The organism is Streptomyces sp. NPDC058620, from assembly GCF_042717135.1.
Lineage (GTDB): Bacteria > Actinomycetota > Actinomycetes > Streptomycetales > Streptomycetaceae > Streptomyces.
Genome location: NZ_JBHXQO010000001.1, coordinates 365,420 through 386,806 on the forward strand (window position 1 = coordinate 365,420; position 21,387 = coordinate 386,806).

16 protein-coding genes and 1 pseudogene are annotated in these 21,387 nt (G+C 68.8%); 10 read left to right on the forward strand and 7 right to left on the reverse strand.

The window, feature by feature from the left end:
• Nucleotides 1-220: 220 nt before the first annotated feature.
• Nucleotides 221-590, forward strand: a pseudogene (locus ACFWSK_RS01590) (glycoside hydrolase family 95-like protein); the annotation flags it as partial.
• Here ACFWSK_RS01590 and ACFWSK_RS01595 read toward each other — a convergent pair.
• Nucleotides 572-2,791, reverse strand: coding sequence for a germacradienol/geosmin synthase (locus tag ACFWSK_RS01595; RefSeq protein WP_383780439.1), 2,220 nt, complete (start codon nt 2,789-2,791; stop codon nt 572-574). The pseudogene ACFWSK_RS01590 and the gene ACFWSK_RS01595 overlap by 19 nt on opposite strands.
• A gap of 326 nt (nt 2,792-3,117) precedes the next feature.
• Between ACFWSK_RS01595 and ACFWSK_RS01600 the strand changes: the two genes are divergently transcribed.
• Nucleotides 3,118-4,449, forward strand: coding sequence for an N-acetylmuramoyl-L-alanine amidase (locus ACFWSK_RS01600; RefSeq protein ID WP_383780441.1), 1,332 nt, complete (start codon nt 3,118-3,120; stop codon nt 4,447-4,449).
• 154 nt (nt 4,450-4,603) lie between these two features.
• Here the strand turns inward: ACFWSK_RS01600 and ACFWSK_RS01605 are convergent, their stop codons facing one another.
• Nucleotides 4,604-5,737, reverse strand: a complete 1,134-nt coding sequence (locus tag ACFWSK_RS01605) for an aminoglycoside phosphotransferase family protein (RefSeq protein WP_383780443.1) — start codon at nt 5,735-5,737, stop codon at nt 4,604-4,606.
• 231 nt (nt 5,738-5,968) lie between these two features.
• On the opposite strand from ACFWSK_RS01605, the gene ACFWSK_RS01610 reads away from it, so the two are divergent.
• On the forward strand, nt 5,969-7,462 hold the full coding sequence (locus tag ACFWSK_RS01610; RefSeq protein WP_383780446.1) for a hypothetical protein: 1,494 nt from the start codon (nt 5,969-5,971) through the stop codon (nt 7,460-7,462).
• Nucleotides 7,463-7,576: 114 nt separating this feature from the next.
• Here the strand turns inward: ACFWSK_RS01610 and ACFWSK_RS01615 are convergent, their stop codons facing one another.
• Nucleotides 7,577-9,010: a PP2C family protein-serine/threonine phosphatase gene (locus ACFWSK_RS01615; RefSeq protein WP_383780448.1), complete on the reverse strand. Its 1,434-nt coding sequence runs from the start codon at nt 9,008-9,010 to the stop codon at nt 7,577-7,579.
• 363 nt (nt 9,011-9,373) lie between these two features.
• Between ACFWSK_RS01615 and rpmG the strand changes: the two genes are divergently transcribed.
• On the forward strand, nt 9,374-9,538 hold the full coding sequence (rpmG, locus tag ACFWSK_RS01620) for a 50S ribosomal protein L33 (RefSeq protein WP_362847823.1): 165 nt from the start codon (nt 9,374-9,376) through the stop codon (nt 9,536-9,538).
• Between the two features lie 239 nt (nt 9,539-9,777).
• On the opposite strand, the gene ACFWSK_RS01625 is transcribed toward rpmG, so the two are convergent.
• Nucleotides 9,778-10,278 carry a tetratricopeptide repeat protein gene (locus ACFWSK_RS01625; RefSeq protein WP_383780450.1) on the reverse strand — a complete coding sequence of 167 codons (501 nt, stop codon included), beginning with the start codon at nt 10,276-10,278 and terminating at the stop codon, nt 9,778-9,780.
• Nucleotides 10,279-10,412: 134 nt separating this feature from the next.
• Here ACFWSK_RS01625 and ACFWSK_RS01630 point away from each other — a divergent pair, with 134 nt between their 5' ends.
• Nucleotides 10,413-11,114 carry a VanZ family protein gene (locus tag ACFWSK_RS01630; protein WP_383780452.1) on the forward strand — a complete coding sequence of 234 codons (702 nt, stop codon included), beginning with the start codon at nt 10,413-10,415 and terminating at the stop codon, nt 11,112-11,114.
• Here ACFWSK_RS01630 and ACFWSK_RS01635 read toward each other — a convergent pair.
• Together ACFWSK_RS01635 and ACFWSK_RS01640 are read right to left on the reverse strand one after the other, a co-directional pair.
• Nucleotides 11,099-12,823, reverse strand: coding sequence for a glycoside hydrolase family 6 protein (locus ACFWSK_RS01635; protein ID WP_383780454.1), 1,725 nt, complete (start codon nt 12,821-12,823; stop codon nt 11,099-11,101). The genes ACFWSK_RS01630 and ACFWSK_RS01635 overlap by 16 nt on opposite strands.
• A gap of 16 nt (nt 12,824-12,839) precedes the next feature.
• Nucleotides 12,840-14,333 (reverse strand): cellulase family glycosylhydrolase, encoded by a 1,494-nt coding sequence (locus tag ACFWSK_RS01640; RefSeq protein WP_383780457.1) that lies wholly within the window; start codon nt 14,331-14,333, stop codon nt 12,840-12,842.
• 322 nt (nt 14,334-14,655) lie between these two features.
• Here ACFWSK_RS01640 and ACFWSK_RS01645 point away from each other — a divergent pair, with 322 nt between their 5' ends.
• The 3 genes from ACFWSK_RS01645 to ACFWSK_RS01655 all read left to right on the forward strand — a co-directional run bounded on the left by ACFWSK_RS01645 (nt 14,656) and on the right by ACFWSK_RS01655 (nt 19,086).
• Nucleotides 14,656-17,550 carry a glycoside hydrolase family 48 protein gene (locus tag ACFWSK_RS01645; protein ID WP_383780460.1) on the forward strand — a complete coding sequence of 965 codons (2,895 nt, stop codon included), beginning with the start codon at nt 14,656-14,658 and terminating at the stop codon, nt 17,548-17,550.
• 193 nt (nt 17,551-17,743) lie between these two features.
• Nucleotides 17,744-18,574: a DUF4389 domain-containing protein gene (locus tag ACFWSK_RS01650; protein WP_383780463.1), complete on the forward strand. Its 831-nt coding sequence runs from the start codon at nt 17,744-17,746 to the stop codon at nt 18,572-18,574.
• Complete coding sequence (locus ACFWSK_RS01655; RefSeq protein ID WP_383780465.1) at nt 18,571-19,086, forward strand: DinB family protein; 516 nt, start codon at nt 18,571-18,573, stop codon at nt 19,084-19,086. The genes ACFWSK_RS01650 and ACFWSK_RS01655 overlap by 4 nt, the downstream gene beginning before the upstream one ends.
• A 353-nt stretch (nt 19,087-19,439) precedes the next feature.
• Here the strand turns inward: ACFWSK_RS01655 and ACFWSK_RS01660 are convergent, their stop codons facing one another.
• Complete coding sequence (locus ACFWSK_RS01660) at nt 19,440-20,012, reverse strand: PadR family transcriptional regulator (RefSeq protein WP_383780467.1); 573 nt, start codon at nt 20,010-20,012, stop codon at nt 19,440-19,442.
• Nucleotides 20,013-20,109: 97 nt separating this feature from the next.
• Between ACFWSK_RS01660 and ACFWSK_RS01665 the strand changes: the two genes are divergently transcribed.
• Both ACFWSK_RS01665 and ACFWSK_RS01670 read left to right on the forward strand, forming a co-directional pair.
• Nucleotides 20,110-20,550: a nuclear transport factor 2 family protein gene (locus ACFWSK_RS01665; protein ID WP_383780470.1), complete on the forward strand. Its 441-nt coding sequence runs from the start codon at nt 20,110-20,112 to the stop codon at nt 20,548-20,550.
• A gap of 156 nt (nt 20,551-20,706) precedes the next feature.
• Nucleotides 20,707-21,384 (forward strand): TNT domain-containing protein, encoded by a 678-nt coding sequence (locus ACFWSK_RS01670; RefSeq protein ID WP_383780472.1) that lies wholly within the window; start codon nt 20,707-20,709, stop codon nt 21,382-21,384.
• Nucleotides 21,385-21,387: the final 3 nt, after the last annotated feature.

The following is a 21,387-nucleotide window of genomic DNA, read 5'->3' on the forward strand; positions in this document are numbered from 1 at the left end:
GGCGCGCTCGCCGGAGTCCAGCAGCGCCTCGACACCGCGGGCGCCGACGGCACCCTCACCGTTAAGGGCGCCGACAGCGCCACGTTCGTCCTGGCGGTGGGCACCGACTACGCCGACCGTCACCCCGCCTACCGGGGTGACGACCCGCACGGTGCCGTCACCCGCGCCGTCGAGACGGCCGCCGGGCAGACGTACGAGAAGCTGCGCGCCACCCATGTGAGCGACCAAGATGCTCACCGAACAGCTGAAGAACTCCACCCTGCCCAACCTCTGGGACACCCACCCCCCGTTCCAGATCGACGGCAACTTCGGTGCCACGTCAGGTATGGCGGAGATGCTGCTCCAGAGCCAGTACCGGAGCGGTGGAGATCCTGCCCGCGCTCCCCGCCGCCTGGCCGGATGGCTCGGTCCGGGGGCTGCGGGCGCGCGGCGGCGTCACCGTCGACATCACCTGGGCGGGCGGAGAGGCCACCCGTATCGTCCTCACCGCCGGCCGCACCGGTGAACTGACCGTCCACAGCGGCCTGTTCACCGGCGGCTACCGGAGGTTCAAGACCCTCGCGGGCCGGCGCTACGTGTTCACCGCCTGAGGCGTCAGGAGGGAGGCCACCTGCGCCGCCGACGTGCCGATCCCCGTGGGACCGCTGAGGTGCCACGGGGCTCCGCCCGTACCCGACCGCAGGTCGGCGTCGTAGTAGCGGACGCAGTAGCGGTGCCAGTTCAGAATCCCGGCCATCCAGTTCTGCAGATCGATCACATAGGTGTCGAGGATCTCGCGGGCCTCCGCCCCCAGCGCGAAGTCGTCGTAGAGCACCGGCAGTTCGTGCTCGATGACATGCTGGAACTGCCGCATCCGGCCCTTCATCAGCTCGTGCACCATGGACACACCCGTCGGGTAGTCCACCCCGAAGAAGTTCTGCACGACCAGGACGGCGTTGTGGACCTCGCCCTCGTACTCGATCTCCTTCTGGTACGAGAAGAGATCGTTCAGCAGCGTCGCGTAGTCGACCGCCGCGTTCTCCAGCGAACGGATCGGCCCGCTGCGGTAGACGTCGGCGGGCACCCGGTCACCGTGCGACAGTCGGCACAGCCGCATCGTCATGTCCGCGCCGAACGTGAAGCGCCGCATCTCGATGTAGTCGACCGGGTCGGGAATGCGGTTCTGCACCTGGTTGGACAGCTCCCAGAGCCAGCTGTCGAGCATGTCGTCCACCGACTTGCGGAACGTACGCCGCGAAGCGTCGTCCATCGGCCCGGCCGTCCGCTCCCACAGGTCGGCGAGCCCGCGCTCCATCGCGTCGGACGGCTCCGGAACAGGCCCGCCCTCCAGCGGCATGAACAGCCGCAGCCGCTCATTGGCCGCCCACGCCCCTGCCACATCGCGGGACCGCCCGTAGATGACCGGATAGAGATCGTCGCCGTACGTCCCCCACGTCAGCCAGTTCGACGACAGGTCCAGTTCCTCCGGTGTCGCGTCCGGGTCGAGGCCCGCCGAGCAGAGCGGCAGATCGATATTGCGCGCCCGCCGCTCGTCCCAGACGTGCGAGCCCGGCCGGCCGGGCACCCCTTCGAGCATGCCCATCCGCCCTGCCCACACGATGTTCCGGTCCCGGGCCGCCGCCAGGTGGGGACTGAGGGTGAGCGGGTAGGGGAAGTCGAAGTCGGGCAGCAGGGACGGGCCGACGTGCTGGAACGGCACATGGGTATGGCTGCGCAGGCGGGCCGCCTCCGCCCGCGGGGTGAAGCGGATCGACGCGGCGGCCATGCCCCAGCCGGAATCGGCGGGCCCGGCCGGAACCCCACCGCCGTTCATGTAACGGCTGGACCGCATGTGCCACTCGTGCCCACCGGACTGCCAGTCCTGAAGCCCCTTGGTGTACGCGAAGACGGCGGCCGTCTCGGCGGCGGTGAGCCCCTTCTCGGCACAGAGCGGGCCCACTTCCGTGAGCGCGGTGTTCTCGAACTGCTGGAGCCGTGACGTCAGCAGATCGTTGACGGCGTCGGCGGCCTCCTGCGTCGTACACCCGAGGAAGTGCTCAAGGACCAGAACTCCATTGCTGTTCTCCTTTTCGTTCTCCACCTCGCGCTGGTACGAGAAGAGGTCGTTGCGCAGATGCACCGCGTCCGAGAAGGCGTCCCGCAGCACCCCGAGCGGCCGTGACCCGGCCACCGATGCCGGCACCTCCGCATCCGCGGCGTACTCCACCAGCCCCGCCGACCAGGGGGCCCCGCCCACCTTCCGGCGCATCTCGATGTACTCGACGGGGTTGGCGATCCGCCCCTCGTCCATGTTGGACAGTTCCCACAGGGACTCGTTCAGCAGATGCTCGGTGTTCTCGGCGAACCGGGCCCGCCAGGCGTCCGACATGGACGGCACCGTGCGTGCCCACAGGTCGGCGAGCCCCGCCTCGACCGGGTTCTCGGGCTCCGGAGTGCCCTCGGCCAGGTCCATCGGCATGAAGGCGGGCAGCCGGTCCAGATACCGCTTCCCGCCCTCCCGGTCCAGTGTGCGCTTGAACGTCTCCAGGAAGTGGTCGTCGAAGAAGAAGACCCACACGTACCAGTCGGTCACCAGCGAAAGGGCGTCGGAGGAGCAGTCGGGGTGGGTGTACGCGCAGAGCAGCGCGTAGTCGTGCGCGTCGAGGTCGCTCTCCTCCCAGATGCCGGATCCCTCCAGCATGTTCATCCGGCGTGCCCACTCCTTGGTATGGCGCCGTGCCTCCTCCAGATGAGGGTTGAGCCGTGCCGGATACGGAACATAGAAGTCCGGCAGTGAGAAGGGCTGTGCCATGTGCCTGCGGCCTTTCCGAGTACCTCCACGCATCCGCGCGCTGCTCGCACGGACCGGTCCTGTCCGCGCCAGCACTACCCCTCCGCCATCCGGGGCACGCACGACGTGGATTAGTCACACAAGTGCGGCGGTCGGGGGCATCTCGTAAAACTCGGGTAACGGGACCCGGCAGCACTCCGGTCGGATCTTTCCAACCGCAGGTCAGACCCCCTGTCACTGGTCTGGTCCAGTGGCTCGTTTCGCCATTTCCGCAGCACACTTGACGCACCATTACCACCCGCCACAGAGTGTGTGCGCCCACCACCGGTTCTCAGAAGGGTTGTCATTTGACGTCCAAGCAACGGACCAGACTCGCTCTCGCGTTGGCCACGGTGGGGGCGCTCGGCGTCGGACTGCTCGCTCCGGTGGCCCATGCCGAAACGGAAGAGGTGCGGCCGGAGTGTCCGCGCGACCTCGGCTGCGACTGGGTGCCCGCGGCCTACGAGCAGACGGGCGACCCGGCCGACAAGGAGACGTACGGCAACTACGACACGGCGGACCGGGCGAAGACCAACAAGATCAAGTTCATCGTGCTGCACGACACCGAGGTCGACTTCGACACGACTCTCAGGATCTTCCAGAACCCCCGGAACCAGAGCTCGGCCCACTACGTCGTCCGTTCAGGCGACGGTCATGTCACGCAGATGGTGAAGAACAAGGATGTCGCCTGGCAGGCGGGCAACTGGTACCTCAACACCCACTCCATCGGCATCGAGCAGGAGGGCGTCGCCGCCGAGGGTGCCAAGTGGTACACACCGGAGTTGTACCGGTCGACGGCGAAACTCGTGCGTCACCTCGCCGCCGAGTACGACATACCGCTCGACCGCGAACACATCATCGGCCACGATTCGGTGCCGCCCACGAGCACCGTGGGCACACGGAACATGCACTGGGACCCGGGTCCCTACTGGGACTGGAACCGCTTCATGGCGCTGCTGGGCAGGCCAACCGTGCCGACCGCGCCGGCCAAGAGCGAACTCGTCACCGTCAGCCCGGACTTCAAGAGCAACAAGCAGGCGTTCCGCGACTGCGAGAAGGGTGTCGACCTGCCGCTTCAGGGCAGTAGCGCGGTCCCGCTCCACACGGAGCCGGACGCCGGATCCCCGCTTTTCTCCGACCCCGGGCTGCACCCGGACGGCTCGCCCGGCACCAACTGCGCGGCCGACTGGGGCAGCAAGATCACCGCCACCCAGCGAGCCGTGGTCGCCGGCCGCACAGGGGGTTGGACGGCGATCTGGTGGTACGGCCACAAGGCATGGTTCCGGACACCGGGCGGAGCCGGGGTCACCACACCCACCTCCGGTCACGTCGTGAAGCCCAAGGCAGGCAAGGGCGAGGTACCGGTGTACGGGGTGGCCTACCCGGACAAGGCCGACTACCCGGCCGACTTCACGGGCCAGCGGGTCGGTACGGCGCTCCCGTACACGATCAAGCCCGGCCAGGCGTTCCCCGGCGGCGGCGAGGCCCCCACCGGGTACTACTACGCGCCGACGATCGATTCCTCGAAGCCGTACGACCACACGTACTTCAGCGGCGAGGAGAAGTACGTGACGGTGCAGATCGGCCACCGGATCGGCTTCGTGAAGACCTCGGACGTGGACGTGGTGCGAGCCCGCTGACGCGAGGGTGCACCCACGGCGGCGCCCCTGGCCCCACCGCGGCCGCGTTCTCGCCCGTTCAACAGGGGGACCGCTCACCAGCACAGCACGTGGCGTGCTGCGGAACCGATGTGTCGGCACCGGTCCCGCAGCACGCTCCTCCCCGTCGGTGCGGTCAGCGGGTTCCCACGGCGGCACGCACGGCCCGGCGCGCCATGGCGCAGTCATCGTGCAGCCGGCGCAGCAACAGCCGCTGCTCCTCGCCCGACGAGAGCGCACCCGGCCTGTCCTGGCCGCCGCCCGCGGGCGGCGCCTCCCGCATGGTCCGCTGCACAGCGGTCTCGTACGTACGGATCTCGCGCGTCAGTACGAGCATGAGGTTCACCAGGAACGCGTCACGCGCCGCAGGTCCGTTGACCTGGGCCAGCTGACTGATCTGGCGCCGCGCCACCGGGGCGTCACCGAGCACCGTCCACAGCGTCGCCAGGTCGTACCCGGGCAGATACCAGCCCGCGTGCTCCCAGTCGACCAGCACGGGGCCGGTTGGCGACAGCAGAATGTTCGACAGGAGCGCGTCACCGTGGCAGAACTGCCCCATGCCCTGCTTGTTGCCCGCGTGGGCGAGACCGTGCAGGAGCTTCTGCAGATCACCCAGGTCACGGTCGGTGAAGAGCCCCAACTCGTGATAGCGGGCGATCCGTGACGCGTAGTCCAGCGGCGCCTCGAACAGGCCCGCCGGCGGCCGCCAGCTGTTGACCCGGTTGATCGCTCCGAGAGCCGCCCGCACATCCGCCCGCGGCGGGGCCTCCACCGGATGCCTCGTCAGAGCCGCGACCCTTCCCGGCATGCGCTCGATCACCAGCGTGCAGTTCTCCGGGTCCGCGGCGATGAGCCGGGGTGCCCGCACCGGTGGGCGATGACGGACGAAGGCGCGGTATGCCGCTATTTCGTGTCTGAACCGCTCCGTCCACGCGGGCGAGTGGTCCAGTAAACACTTGGCCACAGCCGTGGTGCGCCCGGTGGTTCCGACGATGAGGACCGACCGGCCGCTGCGCCGCAGCACCTGCACGGGATTGAACTCAGGGCAGATGCGGTGCACCGAGGCGATGGCCATCCTCAGCTGCGCGCCCTGGGGGCCGGACAAGTCGATTCTCCCGCTGAGCGGTTGCGTACCCAGCCCCCCCGGCCGCCTCGTCCGACCCGGGCCGGGCGCCGGAGCGGCGTGGGGGTCGAGATACGGGCCGCCACCTGCCCCCATCGGACGGTACGGGCGGGGCGGGGCGGACACGGAGGACGATGCTGTGTACATGAGCGAGACAGATCCCTTCGTGCGCCGACAAGTTGCGTGCGCCGCCCCGGCCGGCGGCCGTCCGGCACCCTGGGGAGTACCTAGGGCTGCCGGGCGGGGTGGCGCTTTCCTACCTGACACCGGGCTACGGGTGGCAGACCATCTGGCGCACCCTGGCGAACCCTGGCGAATAGTCGACCCGCATCTGCCAGAGGGTTAGTGTCAAGTCAGCCGAGAACCTGGGGGCTTGACGTGAGCGGAGAACCCAACACCCGCCTGAACGACCTGTTCGGCCTGGCCGGATGGTCCAAGGGCGAACTCGCGAGAATGGTGAACCGACAGGCGGCGGCCATGGGCCACCTCCAACTGGCGACCGATACCTCGCGGGTCAGGCGTTGGATCGATATGGGGGAGTCCCCCCGAGATCCCGTGCCCGAAGTGCTGGCTGCCCTGTTCACCGAGCGACTCGGCCGTGTCGTGACCATCGAGGACCTCGGGTTCGGCCGGCGCGGGCGTGTGGGGAAACGGCGGGACACAGGGATGGAGAAGAATCCCGACGGCCTCCCGTGGGCGCCCGAACGGACGGCAGCGGTCCTCACCGAATTCACGGGAATGGACCTCATGCTCAACCGACGCGGCTTGGTGGGCGCGGGCGCGGCGCTCGCCGCTGGCTCAGCACTCACCGGCGCCATGTACGACTGGCTGCACACCGACCCCGCTCCGGCGGCCCATGCTCCACGCCTCAATGACGCGATGTACGTGGACAACGCCGGCTTCGACCGGTACGAGGCGGCCCCCATCGGCTCCGAGGAGATCGAGGCGCTCGAGCGCTCGGTCGAGGTGTTCCGTGCCTGGGACGCCTCCCATGGCGGCGGCCTCCAGCGCAAGGCGGTCGTGGGCCAGCTCAACGAGGTGGGCGGCATGCTCTCCTACCGCCACCCCGACCACCTCCAGCGGCGTCTGTGGGGCGTCGCCGCCAACCTCGCCGTGCTCGCGGGCTGGATGTCCCACGACGTGGGCCTAGAACCCACCGCCCAGAAGTACTTCGTGATCGCCGCCCACGCGGCGCGCGAGGGCGGCGACCGGCCACGCGCCGGCGAGGCACTGTCCAGGGCGGCACGCCAGATGGTGCACCTGGGCCGTCCCGACGACGCCCTTGACCTGATGAAGCTCGCCAAGTCCGGTTCCGGAGAGGAGACACTGCCGCGTACCAGGGCGATGCTCCACACCATCGAGGCATGGGCACAAGCCTCCATGGGCCGGGGCCAGGCCATGCGGCGCACGCTCGGAGAAGCCGAGGAGCTCTTCGTCTCGGACAAGGGCGACGTCCCGCCGCCCAGCTGGATGCAGATGTTCGACGAGGCCGATATGCACGGCATGCAGGCACTCGCGTTCCGTACGCTCGCCGAGCACGATCCGGCGGCGGCGACCACCGCTCAGCGCCACGCCAAGCAGGCGCTGGACCTGCGCATAAACGGTCGCCAGCGGTCCAAGATCTTCGACTACATCTCGCTCGCCTCGGCCTGCTTCATCGCCGACGACCCCGAGCAGGCCGACCGGTACGCACGGCTCGCCCTGGTGTCGATGGGGGAGACCTCCTCGCACCGCACCTGGGACAGGCTCCGGGAGATGTACCGGCTCACGGGTCAGTTCGCGGGGTACGCGAAGATCGAGGACCTGCGCGAGGAGATCGAACTGGCCCTGCCTCAGAGCACCTTCAAGAAGTCCCGAGGCAGCCAGATCTGATCCCGGACGGCGCCGTTGACGGACGCCGTGTCACCGTCCACCCGTCACAGCGCGAAAACCGCACACCCTCATGGCGTGCCGAGCCGATTCGCGCTGCCCTGTTCCCGTCCCGCTTCAGGTTCCGATGCGGGCAACCAGCACACAGGCGTCGTCCAGGCGCTCGGTCCCGCCGAACTCCTCGACGACGGCTCGTACACAGTCCTGCGCCGTGCGGGCCTGTGCGAAGCGCGGTGCAAGAGCGAGCAGTGCCTCCGGGCCCGCACCCCGGTCCCTGCGACGTGTCAGGCCGTCCGTGTGCAGCAACAGCACGTCTCCGGGGAGCAGCCGCACCTCGTCCTGCTCATAGGCGACTCCGGGGGCCGCGCCGAGCAGTACGCCTTCGGGCCGGGGCAAGGGACGCCCCGCTCCGCCGCGGAACAGCAGGGGCGCGGGGTGACCTGCCTGCGCCCAGGCGAGGCTTCCGGTCCCGGGGTCGAAGCGGCAGTACACGGCGCTGCCCAGGGCCGGCTGCACCGTCGATTCGAGCAGCTGGTTGAGGTGGCCCATCAGGGCTCCCGGCTCGATCCCGGCCACGGCCATGCCGCGCAGCGCTCCGAGGATCATGGCCATGGCCGAGGTCGCCGGGATACCGTGGCCGGTCAGATCGCCGACGGTGAGCAGTGTCCTGCCGTCCGGCAGTTCCAGCGCGTCGTACCAGTCGCCGCCGATCAGGTTGCTCGACTCCGACGGCAGGTAGTGGCCCGCGATGTCGAGAGCGCCGGCTCCCTGTCGAGGGAGCCGCAGCGAACCACGCCACGGAGGCAGCACGGCCTCCTGCAACTCGACGGCCATCCGGTGTTCGGTCCGCGCCATGTGCTGCTCGCGGCTCGCCGATTCGCGGGTCCGTCCGACGGCACGCTGGCTGCGCCGCAGTTCGCTCACATCACGCAGGACGGCCCACATGGAGGCGGTGCACCCGTCCGCGTCGAGCACGGGTTCCCCCATCATGTGCAGCGTGCGCATGTGACCGTCGCTCCGCAGGATGCGGAACTCGCCGTCTATCGGCTTGCCGTCGACCAGGCAGGCCGTCACCATCGACGTCAGCAGCGGCTGGTCCTCGGGGAGGAGGAAGGACGGCAGCTCGTCGAGCGACATGGGCCCTGATGCGGGAGTCCTGCCGAAGATCTCGTACAGCTCCTCGGACCAGCTGACCTCGTCGGTCAGCAGATTCCATTCGGCGCTGCCGACCCTGCTGAGCAGAGAGCCGGGCCGCGGGTCGATGACCCGCTCCCGGGCCGCCGCCGGCTCCGCCTCGCCGGTGGCCTGTACGGGCAGCCCTTCCCTGAGCTGTCCCAGGTGTCCGTCGAGATCATCGAGATGGTGGACCGCGAGGTCGCAGAGCGCGCGCTGCCAGCGCAGCTGAGGGTCGTCCTCGTCGATCACCACGGCGTCCCGTCGCACGGCGTCCACATCTCCACGCAGCCGACGGGTCCGGTGGATCAACGCGTCGACGGCATCTCGCTCGGGAGGCTGTGGTGCGGGGCGGTCCGCGAACAGATGGGACGGCATCTCGTACTCCGATACAGGCGCGGCGGCCAGTTCTCAAGGGTTGACCGTGACGACTGTCGCACAGGCTGCGGGAGCCCGTAAGGGGTTTGGCAACACTCGATACGTTGTTGCTTCCGGCATATGTCATGGGCCCTGCGATGCGGCGCGGTTCCGAACACCCTTGCTGTTAAAGGGGCGTTGAGGGTCAGTCGTTCACGATGCCAGGCCCCCGGCGCACGCCCGCGCGCGATTCGGGAACGATGTGCGCCCCCGTATTGGCGGGTGGGGAATGGGGCCGCTCCGCTGCGTGTTAACCGACCTGAACGAAAACGACACCCATTCCCATCGCGGGAAGGGGGTCGGTGTACGCATCTGGAGGTGCCCATGGCGCGCAGTGAAACCAGGCCCGTAGTCACACTCCGGTCGACCGCCGGCACGGGGCAGACCTATGTGACGCGCAAGAGCCGCCGCAACAACCCCGACCGGCTGGAGCTGCGCAAGTACGACCCGGCCGCGGGGCAGCACGTCCTCTTCCGTGAGGCCCGCTGACGCGATGACCGGGTGGGGTGACGGGCCCCGGTCGGTGCTCTCGGTCACATCCGGGGGTGCCGATTCCTGGGAATGGTCGGGGTGGTTTACCGTTCACCTATATGTGGGTGAACGGAGCCCCCGCCGGGTGCGGCGCTCTCCGCACCCACCCATGAACCGCCCCGGCCGGATTCCCCCGATCCGACCGGGGCTCCCCCTTTTCCGGTCCGTGCGCGCCCGTGCGCAAGGACTCGGTGGTGTCACATGCTCTCGTCGAGGTCCGCCGCGTAGTGCTCGATGGCCGGCCGGTAGCGCGCCACGTAGGGGTCGGTGCTCGTCGTGGCCACCAGGCGCAGCAGGATCTCCATCGCCTCCTGGTGCTCGTTGACGTTGTACAGCGCCATGGCGAGGAAGCTCCGCAGCGCCCCGTCCTCCGGGAACTCGGACACGCCGCGGCGGAGCGTCTCGACGGCCTGCCCGTATCTGCCGAGTACGCGGTAGGTGCTGCCGAGCCCGAGGAGCGCGCCCCGGCGTTCCTCCCGCGTGAGACCGGGCAGCTGGAGACCCCGCTCGTAATACGGGACGGCCTCGGTCTCCAGGCCGAGCACGTCGTGGACCCAGGCGGTCTGGTAGGCCACATCGGCCGCCTCGGGGAATGCGGCGGTGAGCGCGAGAAGACGCTCCCGGGCCTGTTCCGGGCGGCCGTCCACCCGTAGCCGTACGGCCTCGGCCAGCAACTTGTCCTTGTCCTGTGCACTCATGCCCCCATCGTCGCAGCCCCGCCAGGCCTGCCGGCGGTCGGGACGCGACTGCGCGTGTGGACGGGGAAGTTCGGGGCAGTCGTTCGCACATGACTGCTGAAGCGGAACGATCCGGAGAGAGACGCTGGGGCCGGATGCTGCTCCGGGCGTCGATGCTCGTGGCGACTATTGTCGGACTGGTCGCATTCTCCGTTGTCCTGGCCCATGTGACGCTCACTCCGTCACCGGCCTCCGAAGACCTCGTGACCTCGAACCTGCGGCCCGGACGCTCACTGCGGCAGTACGCGGAGGACTACACGTTCCTCGCCGCCTGCAAGCAGGCGGGCGGGAATCTGCTGCTGGGCGCACCGTTCGGGGTGCTGCTGCCGATTCTGGTGGCGCGCAGACTGCGGATGATCCGCATGATTCTCCTGACCGCGGCGGTCATGGTGATCGTCGAGCTCGTGCAGGGGGCACTCGTCGCCGGACGGGCCTTCGACATCGATGACGTGATCCTCAATACGACCGGAGCCCTCCTCGGCTATCTGCTGGTGGGCCGCAGAATCAGCCACCGCTATCACGCGCTCGGCGACACCTCACCGGCAGCGGCACCGGATGACGCCGAACCGGCAGCTTCGAAGGCGGGTACCCGGAGAGTCGCCAAGGCCGGGACGCAGGCTGGGACCAAGACCCGTACGAAGCCCCGGATCAAGCCCCGCGCCAAGGCCCCAGAGGGCCGGAGCGCTTCCGCTCCGGCCCGTGTCCGTGAACTGGTCACCCGCATCCGCAACCGTGGGCCGGGCAAGGGTGAGGGAGCGCCCCGGCCCGGCCGCCGTCGGGGTCAGAGTGCCGGGTAGGCGTTCTTCATGAGCTCCTGGAACTGGGCGGAGAACCAGTGTCCGGAGACCGGGGCGTTCGCCAGCGCGCCCGACATGCTGTTGCCGTTACGGGGGTTACCCGTGTATGTCGGGTCGCACATTCGGTCGAATCCCTTGCCCTCGTCGTTCGGGATCGCCTTGCTGGAGCCGTCCGACTCACCCGGGGGCTTCACCCAGACGTAGGCGTCGATGCCGGGCTCCGGGGCCGACTGCGGTCGTTCGCCGAGACCGGCTCCGGACTGGTTGCACCAGTTGCCCATGTGGATGCGCCGGTCGTAACGGCCGCCGTCGACGTAGGTGTCGACGCTGGTGGATGCTCCCGGGCCGGCGGGCCTGGCGGTGCCGCCCCAGCCGTTGCGGGAGGTGTCGATCAGCATGCCGATACCGGAGTTGAAGCCGATCGAGACCAGCTTGGTGCGGAATGCCTGGGCGAAGGAGAGCTCGTCCGTGTAGCGGTTCCAGTCCACCCACTTCGACTGCCGTACGGACGTTCCGTTGATGGAGTCGTTGATGGAGAAGTTCTTTTCCTTCAGCGCGCTGTAGTTGGCGGTGTTGGTGATGAATCCGTGCACGTCGTTGACCGTGGCGCCCTCGGCGGTGGCCGCTGCCTTGAACGTGTCGGCCGACGGGGCGAAGTTGTCGTCCCAGCCGATCCAGCCGTGGTGTCCGGCGTCGATGTAGTTGTAGACGTTGGGGGCGTCGCCGAGCTTGTTGAGCGCGTAGCCGACACCCTTGACGTAGTTGCCGTTGGCCTTCATGACGTCGCAGGCCGGGGTGGCGGTGGGACGGCTGCCGGTGTTGGTCACCAGGTTCGGCAGTGAGTCGATCTCGACCGTGTTGACGATGCGCAGTCCGGCGTACTTGCGGTCGGCGAGGATCGCCGCGATCGGGTCGATGTACTCGGTCTTGTACCGGCCGATCTCGGTGGGTCCGAGCTCGCCGTTGGAGGCGAGCGCCGCGCAGTCGCGTCCCGGCAGGTTGTAGATGACGAGCTGGACGACGAGTTCGCCGGTGCCCTTCTGGGCGAGTGCCGCGTCCAGGTGGTCGCGCAGACCCATGCCGCCGTTGACGCCCTCGATGGCGGCGATGCGGTCGAGCCAGACGGCGGTGGGCTCGTTGGCCACCCGGGAGCCACCGGGCTCGGCCGCGGCCTTCGCCGACCACTCGGGGTTCACATAGACGTCGGCGCCCACGTACGGGTTGTCGACGCGGTCACCGGTCGGCGGGTCGGTCGGGTCCGTGGGGTCCGTCGGGCCGCCGTTGCAGGTGACACCGTTCAGTTTGAACGTCGCCGGCACAGTGCTGTTTCCGTTGCCGCTGGCGTTGAAGCCGAAGGAGGCGGAGGCGCCCGTGGCCAGGGAACCGTTGTACGAGACGTTCTTCGCGGTGACGGCTGTGCCGCTCTGCGAAACGGTGGCGTTCCAGCCCTGCGAGACCTGCTCGCCGGCGGCGAACGACCACTGCAGCTGCCAGGCGTTGACCGCGTCGCCGGTGTTGGTGATGGTCACGGCGCTGGTGAAGCCGCCGTTCCACTGGTTCTGGATCTTGTAGTCGACGGTGCATCCGGCGGCTGCCGCCGCGGACGGTACGGCTGCGGCGGCGGTGCCCGCTGCGGCGGCGACCAGCGCTCCCGCCGCGATGAGGGCGGTGCGTGATCTGCGGAGGGGGGTGCGGCTCGTGCGGCTCATGAGAGTTTCCGTTTCCTCAGTTGTCGAGGGCGCGCAGGTGATCGCGCAACCCGATTCCGTACGGGGTGGGGGTACCGTCGTAGTTGCTGATCAAGGCCGGACCCGAGGAACAGTCCCAGGTGTTCCAGGTCCATCCGAGATAGGAGAGTCCGCGGTCGTCGAACCACCGCATGACCCGGTCGGCGAAGCCGTGGGAGCAGGTGTTCTCGCCGATCTCGCCTGCGACGAGGGGGACTTCGGCGGCGACCGGTGCGAGCGTGGAGTTCCAGCAGTCCTCGTTCGCACAGACGTTGAAGTTGTAGACGTGCCAGGCGGCGGCGAGATTGCCCGCCGGATCGTTGGGCTTGTGCTGGAGCCACCGACCGAGGTCGTTGGAGTACGCGAGCCCGCCGGCCAGGATCAGGTTCCCGGCGCCGGTCGCCCGTACCGCGTCGACCAGGTCCTGCATGCCCGCGACCTCGTAACCGATGCCCGGGCAGGTCCCGCCGTCCCGCCAGCAGGTCCATGCCTGTCCGATGGTGGGCGTGGCCCGGTCCGGATACGGTTCGTTGAACAGGTCGAACACCACGGTCGGCTCGTCCTTGAAGGTCGAGGCGACCGAGGACCAGAAGGCCGGTGTGTACTGCGCGTCGGGCATGGGCTTCTGGCAGCTGGCGTGCACGTCGGAGCAGCCCGCCGAGTTGCCGGTGTACTGCCCCCAGGTCCAGTGCAGTTCGACCATGGGTGTCATGCCGTGGTCCTTGACCCGTTGGACCAGGTCCTTCACGGCGTTGATGTAGTTGTCGCCCGCGTAGCGCGGGTCGATGTTGTCCAGGCCCAGCCAGCACTCCTCGTTCAGGGGGATACGGACGGTGTTGGCGTTCCAGTCGGCGATCGCCTGGACAGAGGCGTCGTCGACCGGACCGTCGAAGATTCCATGTCCTTGTACGCACATGAACTCTCCGCCGGAGCGGTTGACGCCGAGCATCCGGCGGGTGGCGCCGGTCTCGTCGACGAGCTTGTTGCCCGACACCTTCAGCACGGGCGGGCCGTCGGGCGGATCGGTCGGGTCCGGTGGGTCGGTCGGACCGGGGCCGGGGTCGCCGCCGCACGGCGTCCCGTTGAGCGTGAACGTGCCGGGCGCCGATCCCGTACCGGCTCCCGATGCCAGGAAGCCGGCACTGACGCTCGCACCGGTTGCGAGCGTGCCGTTCCAGGTCTCGTTCGCGGCGGTGACGGTCCTGCCCGACTGCGACCACCGTGCGTTCCAGCCCTGCGTGACCTTGCGGTCGCCGGGCAGATCGAATCCCAGGCTCCAACTGCTCACGGAGGAGCCCAGGTTGGTGAGCGTGACGGACCCCTGGAATCCGCCGTCCCACTGACTGGTGGTCGTGTACTCCACCGTGCAGACGGGTGCGGAGCCGGAGGCGGTGACCACGGGGGCGACGGTGATGCCGACCGTGGCGAGAACAGTTGCCAGGACTAAGCGGAACACGTGCCGTAGATGTGGCGAATGCGGGGGGTGTCGCACGGAGCGACTCCTTACAGACCGGACGTGCCCCCTACGGCACGTCGACTGATGGAACCGCTCCCACTGGTGTGGCATGACGTTAGAGCGTCAACTCGTGTCGGTCAACAGACCCGTTCTGATCTCTTGCTATCGAATTTATTCGACTCTTCAAGTCTCTTGACTCCCTTTTTCCCCGTCCCCATGCTGGGAGCGCTCCCACTGGTTCAAGGCTTGTGCTCAATCCCGCACACCCCCCATGTCGCCGAGCCGCGAGAGGAACCCGCGCATGCCATCGGTAAGCGCACGAAGTACGTGGGTACCAAGGAGATCCGGTAGAACCGGAATGAAATCCCGACGGTTATGGACGGCATTCGTCGCCGCCCTGGCGCTCCCCCTGGGGATGACCGCCGCCGCCGGCACCCCGGCCCAGGCGGCCGCCGTCCAGTGCGGCGTCGACTACAAGGCCAATGACTGGGGTTCGGGTTTCACCGCCGAACTCACCGTCACCAACCGGGCCTCCGCGCCGGTCGCCGGCTGGACCCTCACCTACAGCTACGCCGGAAACCAGACGCTCACGAACGGCTGGAGCGGCACCTGGTCCCAGTCCGGAAAGAACGTCACCGTCAAGAACGCCTCCTGGAACGGGACCATCGCCCCGGGAGCAGCCGTATCGACTGGTGCGCAGTTCACCTACAGCGGTACGAACACCGCCCCCACCGGCTTCGCCGTCAACGGGACTGTCTGCGCGGGCGCCCATCAGCCGCCGATCGCCGTCCTCACCAGCCCGGCGGCGGGCTCCGTCTTCACCGTGGGCGACCCGGTCCCGCTCGCCGCGACGGCGGCGGCCGCGGGCGGCGCCACCATCAGCAAGGTCGAGTTCTACGACGACACGACCCTCCTCGGCACCGACACGACCTCTCCGTACTCCTACAACGCCACGGGTCTCCCGGCGGGCGGGCACTCCGTCTACGCACGGGCCTACGACAGCCTGGGCGGATCGGCCGAGTCACCTCCCGCGGGCATCACGGTCGTCGCGGGCCCCGCAGTCGTCGCCTCGCCCGCCCAACTGGGCGTCCGGCAGAGCACATCGGGGACTTTCGGCGTCTCGCTGTCCACCGCGCCGGCCGCGCCCGTCACCGTCAGCGTGGCCCGAACTGCGGGCAACACCGGACTGACCGTCACCGGCGGCGCGAGCCTCTCCTTCACACCGTCGAACTGGTCAACGGCGCAGAAGGTGACCGTGAGCGCCAACAGTTCGGGCACGGGCGCCGCGACGTTCACCGTGACGGCTCCCGGCCATGCCAAGGCCGAGGTCACCGTCACGCAGCTGGCCGCGACGAAGACGTACGACGCACGCTTCCTCGATCTGTACGGGAAGATCACCGACCCGGCGAACGGCTACTTCTCGCCGGAGGGCATTCCGTACCACTCCGTCGAGACGCTGATCGTGGAGGCCCCCGACCACGGGCACGAGACGACATCGGAGGCGTACAGCTACCTGATCTGGCTACAGGCGATGTACGGGAAGATCACCGGGGACTGGACGAAGTTCAACGGTGCGTGGGACACCATGGAGAAGTACATGATCCCCACCCACGCCGATCAGCCCACGAACTCCTTCTACAACGCGTCGAAGCCCGCCACGTACGCACCGGAGCACGACGCGCCGACCCAGTACCCCGCCGTCCTCGATCCGTCGGCGACCTCCGGCTCCGACCCGATCGCGGGTGAGCTGAAGAGCGCGTACGGCACCGACGACATCTACGGCATGCACTGGATCCAGGACGTCGACAACGTCTACGGCTTCGGCAACACACCCGGCACCTGCTCGGCAGGACCCGCCGAGACCGGCCCTTCGTACATCAACACCTTCCAGCGCGGACCGCAGGAGTCGGTCTGGGAGACCGTCACCCACCCGACCTGCGACAAGTTCGCCTACGGCGGCAAGAACGGCTACCTGGACCTGTTCACCGGGGACGCCTCCTACGCCAAGCAGTGGAAGTTCACCAACGCTCCCGACGCCGACGCACGCGCCGTGCAGGCCGCCTACTGGGCCGACATGTGGGCCAAGGAGCAGGGCAAGGGGAGCGAGGTCTCCGCGACGGTCGGCAAGGCCGCCAAGATGGGCGACTACCTGCGCTACGCCATGTTCGACAAGTACTTCAAGAAGGTCGGCGGCTGCGTCGGCCCGCGTACCTGCCCGGCGGGCACCGGCAAGGACAGCTCGCACTATCTGATGTCCTGGTACTACGCCTGGGGCGGCGCGACCGACACCGCGGCCGGCTGGTCCTGGCGGATCGGAAGCAGCCACGCGCACGGCGGGTACCAGAACCCGATGGCCGCGTACGCGCTGAGTTCGGTACCCGACCTCAAGCCCAAGTCGGCCACCGGACAACAGGACTGGGCCAAGAGCCTGGACCGGCAGCTGGACTTCTACCAGTGGCTGCAGTCCGACGAGGGCGCCATCGCGGGCGGCGCGACGAACAGCTGGAAGGGCAGTTACGCCCAGCCGCCGGCCGGTACCCCGACCTTCCACGGGATGTACTACGACGAGAAGCCCGTCTACCACGACCCGCCGTCCAACCAGTGGTTCGGCTTCCAGGCGTGGTCCATGGAACGCGTCGCCGAGTACTACCACGAGTCGGGCGACGCCCAGGCCAAGGCCGTACTCGACAAGTGGGTCGACTGGGCCCTGTCGGAGACGACGATCAACCCGGACGGTACGTACCGGGTGCCCTCCACCCTCAAGTGGACGGGTGCGCCCGACACCTGGAACGCGTCGAGCCCCGGCGCCAACAGCGGGCTCCACGTGACCGTCGCCGACTACACCAACGACGTCGGTGTGGCCGGCGCCTACGCCCGGACGCTCACCTACTACGCGGCCAAGTCCGGCGACGCGGCGGCGAAGACCGCGGCGAAGGCGCTTCTCGACGGCATGTGGGACCACTACCAGGACGACGCGGGGGTGGCGGTTCCCGAGACCCGCGCCGACTACAACCGGTTCGACGACCCGGTGTACGTGCCGGGCGGCTGGACGGGCGCCATGCCCAACGGCGACACCGTCAACGCCAACTCGACGTTCGCCTCCATCCGGTCGTTCTACAAGGACGACCCGAACTGGCCGAAGGTCCAGAGCTACCTCGACGGCGGAGCCGCTCCGGTCTTCACCTACCACCGGTTCTGGGCACAGGCCGACATCGCGCTGGCCCTCGGAGCGTACGGAGACCTCATGGAGTGAGTGCGTGAGGTGAGTGTGAGCGGTGACAGCACGGAGGTGCGGGCCGGGACCCCGTACCTCCGTGCTGCGCCCGTCCCGCCGGGTCCGGCACCCGTTCGGCCCGTCGCCGTTTGCGTGCCGCCCCGCACGCACCCAGCGTGGGATGACGCCGTACGTGCCGAAGCGTGCGGCTCACCTGCCCAGGAGGAGCACCATGGCGGACGGTCAGTGGAGTCCGGGCCGTGTCGCGGGGGACCCGGGCGAATTCCTGCCCGTCCTCGATGTCATCGAGCCCACGCGTCAGCGCCGGCTCACCGTCCTGCTGCGTCTGCTCCTGCTGCTCCCGCACTTCCTCGTGCTGTTCGTCCTCCACATCGCCGCGGTCTTCACCGCGATCTTCGGCTGGTTCGCGGCACTCGTCCTGGGGCGGCTGCCCGGCCCCGTATTCGCCTACCTCGCGAAGTATCTCGGCTACCGGATGCGGGTCGCCGCGAGCGAGATGCTGCTCATCGACCGCTATCCGCCGTTCGCCCTCACTCCGCCGCCGGACTATCCCGTACAGATCGAGGTGCGCCCGACGGACCTCAACCGGCTCGCCGTGCTCTTCCGTGTCTTCCTCATGATTCCGGCGGCGATCGTGCAGGCTCTCGCGACGAGCGGCTGGTTCGCGCTGTCGTTCATCTGGTGGGTCATCACGCTGATCCTGGGCCGGATGCCCCGGCCGCTCTTCGAGGCGACCGCGGCGACACTGCGCTACCGGATGCGCTTCTCCGCCTACGCCCTGATGCTCACACCGGCCTACCCCCGGGGGCTCTTCGGGGACGACGATCTCTCCGTCACCCTTCAACGCCCACGCTCCGCGACCAGGCCCCTGATCATGAGCGGGGCCGCGAAGGCGCTGGTCGTCCTCTTCCTGGTCTTCGGCCTCCTGGGCGGCCTGGGCTCCTCGGCGGCCTCCTGGTCCTCCGACGGCACCGACGAAGACATCGCCACGGGCGAACAGGGTCGCGGGACCGCGCGGTCCACGGGCATGATCGCTCGATGACATGGACAGCACCTGAAGTGACCCGGACGTCCGGACCCCTCGCCGCGGGGGAGCGCGAGACCCTGGAGGGCTTCCTCTCCTATTACCGCAGCACGCTCCTCCAGAAATGCGCGGGACTCACGGGAGAACAGCTCGCCGAACAGTCCGTCGAGCCCTCCAACCTCACACTGCTGGGTCTGCTGCGGCACATGGCGAAGGTCGAACGCACCTGGTTCCGTGACCGGTTCGCCGGTCTGCCCCTGGCGCCGATGTACGCGCAGGAGCTGGGCAAGGACGCGGACTTCGAGGATCTGGCCGCGGAGCGCGCCGAGGAGGACTACGCACGCCTGGTCGAGGAGATCCGGCTGGCGGACGAGGCGGTCGCCGACGCCTCGCTCGACGACACCTTCACCCACAACGGCGCGGTCTACTCGTTGCGCCTGGTCCACGTCCACATGGTCGCGGAGTACGCGCGGCACATAGGCCACGCGGACCTGCTGCGCGAACGCCTGGACGGCGCCACCGGGCACTGACAGCAGTCAGGCGGCGTCGAACGCCCCGTCCGTCAGGACCGGCACGACGGCGCTGCCGCCCAGCTCCGTCGCCACGGCGACGTCCTCACCGTAACCGCCGTCGACGAGCTCCCGCCCGGAGGCGCTGTGCGTGACCGCGTCCGCGACGCCCTCGGTCCCCGCGAGCGCGCGTCCCCGACTCGACGGCGACCGTGACCGACGTGGTGAACGAGGGCACGTCGACCACGACCAGGCAGTCGGCGCCCTCCGAGAGCCGGGCCGCACCGGCCGGCCCCCGGTCGAACCGCAGCCCATGACCCGCCCGTACCCACCAGTTCTCCATGGGCGACGATCATTCCAAAGCAACGCGCCGGTCAGGAAGGCGAGTTGCTCAGGCCGCTCCGTTCCCGCAGGACGTCGGCGATCCGCAGGCACCAGTCCCGGTTGTCCCGCTCGAAGGCGAGCCCGCGCAGGCAGGTCAGATACGGTCCGATCCGCTCGCCGCCACGCAGGAACTCGTCCTCGTCCACCGGGCCGCGCAGCCGGAGCAGCAGCTTGCCGAAGAGTTCGATCTTGGCGTCGGCGACCGCCGCGCGTTCCTCCAGCTGTTCGATCACGGGCCCCGCGTCGACGCGGTCGACGGCCTGGACCTTGACGAGGAGGTCGTCCCGGATGAACGCGGCTTTCGGAGCGGCGGCCGCGAACCGCTGCAACTCCGCCAGGCCCGCCTCGGTGACGCGGAACAGACGTTTGTTGGGGCGCGTCTCCTGGACCACCTGCCGTCCGGCGACCAGCCCGTCCTGCTCAAGCTTCGACAGTTCCGCGTACACCTGCTGGGGGAGCGCGTGCCAGAAGTTCGCGACGCCGATGTCGAACGCCTTCGCCAGCTGATAGCCGCTGTACTCACCGTCCAGCAGTGCCGCGAGTACGGCGTGACGCAAAGCCATGGGCCACCCCCTTCCGCTGTGCCGGTTCTGCCTGCATCATAGTCTGGAAATTGAGTAGTCAGATTCTTGAGTATACAGAGTGCGAGGAGAGACAGCCATGACGAGTGCCGACACCGCGGAACGCTTTCGTACCGCGGTCGAGAAGCGTGATCTGGCCGCCCTGGAACCGCTGTTCACCGAGGACATCCGCCTCTACAGCCCGGTGAAGTTCACCCCGTTCGAGGGCAGGCCGATGGTGCTGGGCCTCTTCGGCGTGCTGCTGAGGACGTTCGAGGACTTCCGCTACGTCGGTCAGCTGGACGGCACGGCGGAGACCGCCGTGGACGGAGCCACGGCGCCGTCGGAGATCCTCGTCTTCAGGGCCACGGTGAACGGCAAGGAGATCCACGGCATCGACCTGCTCCAGTTCGACGAGTCGGGCCGCGTCAAGGAGTTCACCGTGATGGTCCGCCCCTTGTCCGCGGTCCGGGCGCTCAGTGACGCCGTCCTCGCGGGCCTGGTCGCCGACGGTCTCGTACCGGACCCCGCCGACGGCTGACGGGCCCCCGCCGGTGGCGCCGGGGCCGGACCTCCGGCTCGGGCGCCCCTGGCTCGTTCGGGGCGAATTCCGGCATGGTGCGGACACTCGGAGCGATCTTGGCGCTACCCTGCGTCAGCTGTCCGATCGATCTTCGACTTCCGAGGTGTCACGCCAATGAACCGTATGAGCACCGTATTTGCCACCCTGGGCATCACCGCCGGGCTGCTGAGCGCGCCCGCCGCGAGCGCCGCGATCCCCCAGGAGAACAACAGGCCGGCCGCCGCGCCGCGGCACGAACCCTGCACCGGAGAGTTCGAGGGCGACGCGCGACTCGGGCCCAAGTGGCTGCCCAAGAAGAAGCAGGCCCCCGTCGGTCCGCTGCTGAACGGCTACGAGAGGACGGGAGACCTCTCGCCCGCCGACTTCCTCAAGAAGTACTGGGAAGGCCCGGCGGACTCCGGGAGCTGGAAGTACCCGCCGAACGACGGTTTCGGTGAGGTCAACGGCGAGCTCGACAAGGAGCCGGCCAAGCTCCGCACGGGCCAGCGGCTGGACCGCTTCGGCTCGGAGTACGGCAGCTACCTCGCCCCGGCAGGCGACGCCTACGCCGAGCGCGCACTGCCTCCGCAGAGCCTCAACACCCGTGACGCGGCCGTCGCCTGCGACTACCGCGTCTACAAGGTCGCCAAGCCCTTCTGGGTCTGGCAGGGCAGCATCGCGCCGTGGTTCGAGCAGCCCGGCGGCGGTCAGCAGATCAAGCTCGACGCCGTCTTCCTCGACCCGGGCGCGGGCCAGCGGCTCAACGTGAAGTGGCTGCTGGACCACGGCTACCTGAAGCCCGCCGGAGTCTAGGGC

Coding starts and splice junctions, on each gene's coding strand:
- rpmG (WP_362847823.1), top strand. CDS start 9,374: ATGGCGCGCAGTGAAACCAGGCCCGTAGTCACACTCCGGTCGACCGCC.
- ACFWSK_RS01615 (WP_383780448.1), bottom strand. CDS start 9,010: ATGCCGTCCCATCTGTTCGCGGACCGCCCCGCACCACAGCCTCCCGAG.
- ACFWSK_RS01655 (WP_383780465.1), top strand. CDS start 18,571: ATGACATGGACAGCACCTGAAGTGACCCGGACGTCCGGACCCCTCGCC.
- ACFWSK_RS01665 (WP_383780470.1), top strand. CDS start 20,110: ATGACGAGTGCCGACACCGCGGAACGCTTTCGTACCGCGGTCGAGAAG.
- ACFWSK_RS01630 (WP_383780452.1), top strand. CDS start 10,413: ATGCTGCTCCGGGCGTCGATGCTCGTGGCGACTATTGTCGGACTGGTC.
- ACFWSK_RS01645 (WP_383780460.1), top strand. CDS start 14,656: ATGAAATCCCGACGGTTATGGACGGCATTCGTCGCCGCCCTGGCGCTC.
- ACFWSK_RS01625 (WP_383780450.1), bottom strand. CDS start 10,278: ATGAGTGCACAGGACAAGGACAAGTTGCTGGCCGAGGCCGTACGGCTA.
- ACFWSK_RS01635 (WP_383780454.1), bottom strand. CDS start 12,823: ATGAGCCGCACGAGCCGCACCCCCCTCCGCAGATCACGCACCGCCCTC.
- ACFWSK_RS01605 (WP_383780443.1), bottom strand. CDS start 5,737: ATGTACACAGCATCGTCCTCCGTGTCCGCCCCGCCCCGCCCGTACCGT.
- ACFWSK_RS01670 (WP_383780472.1), top strand. CDS start 20,707: ATGAACCGTATGAGCACCGTATTTGCCACCCTGGGCATCACCGCCGGG.
- ACFWSK_RS01650 (WP_383780463.1), top strand. CDS start 17,744: ATGGCGGACGGTCAGTGGAGTCCGGGCCGTGTCGCGGGGGACCCGGGC.
- ACFWSK_RS01595 (WP_383780439.1), bottom strand. CDS start 2,791: ATGGCACAGCCCTTCTCACTGCCGGACTTCTATGTTCCGTATCCGGCA.
- ACFWSK_RS01660 (WP_383780467.1), bottom strand. CDS start 20,012: ATGGCTTTGCGTCACGCCGTACTCGCGGCACTGCTGGACGGTGAGTAC.